Genomic DNA, 1,202 nt, shown 5'->3' on the forward strand with positions numbered 1-1,202 from the left:
TTAAGTATAATGACCTGAACGGAGGAACCTTATGGCAAACCAGATTCAGGTCACTTTAAACAAAGATTCTATTAATCAGCTGCTTGAGGCTGGTGACTTTAACGAAAAGCAAAGAAGGCTTTTCTACGGGCTTCTTTGTGAGAGTTACGGCTATGGAGGTCGAAAAGCTGTCTCAGAACTGCTCGGTGTCTCTGTAAATACTGTTAAGTCAGGTAAAGATGACCTGAACAGCGAGAGGACTGACTTTGTACGCCGTCGTGGAGGTGGACGTAAATCTGCAACCTTTCATGATCCGGAGCTCTTGGAAATCACAAGACAGATCGTATCTGAAAGCGCATATGGCAGTCCTGAAAAGCCTTTGACATGGACCAGCTTGAGCTTTAGAAAAATAGCCGACAAACTTGAGGAGCGTGGGCATAAAGTATCACATACCACTGTCGCCAAGCTTCTTGACGAGCTTAAGTTCAGCCGTCAGAAGAACAAGAAAATGCTCCAGGTAGGAAAGGATCACCCTGACAGAAATGCCCAGTTCGAGTTCATAAACCAGTCTATCGAAGAAGCATATGCATCAGGAGTTCCTGTAATATCAATCGATGCCAAGAAGAAAGAAAAACTTGGAAATATGAGCAATGTAGGTACAGAGCTCAGACTTCTTGGTGATCCTCGTCTTACCTATGATCATGATTTTTTAATCAGAGAGCTTGGAACTGTTGTTCCCTATGGAGTTTACGTTCTGAATAACAATACTGCATTTGTAAATGTAGGCACCAGCAGCGATACCAGTGAGTTCGCAACTGAGAGTGTTTTTCGCTGGTTCGAAACAGTTGGCAAGCACACTTTCCCAAGCATGCAAGAGCTGTTCATTATATGTGACGGTGGCGGGAGCAACGGTTCACGTGTTCGTCTGTGGAAGTATAAGCTTGCAGAGCTCTGCGAGAAAACAGGCATATCAATCAGGGTGTCACACCTTCCTCCAGGCACCTCAAAGTGGAACAAAGTAGAGCACCGCTTATTCTGCTACATTTCAAAAAACTGGTCAGGCAAGCCATTGATTGATCTTACTACGGTTGTCAATCTTATTGGTTCTACCAAAACAACAACTGGTCTCACAGTAAAGTGCGTACCAGATTTCAACAGCTATGAAACAGGCATCAAAATCAGTGATGCCCAGATGAAATCGATAGACATGGAACCCATTGGGC

General features: G+C 44.2%; 1 protein-coding gene. It reads left to right on the top strand.

Annotated features, from left to right (window positions below):
* Positions 1–31: 31 nt before the first annotated feature.
* A partial coding sequence (locus MXE41_RS12995; RefSeq protein ID WP_247100901.1) for an ISAzo13 family transposase occupies positions 32–1,202 on the top strand: 1,171 nt, incomplete at its 3' end.

The sequence above is a fragment of the Anaerobiospirillum sp. NML120449 genome (assembly GCF_023051105.1).
In the GTDB taxonomy this organism is placed as follows: domain Bacteria; phylum Pseudomonadota; class Gammaproteobacteria; order Enterobacterales; family Succinivibrionaceae; genus Anaerobiospirillum.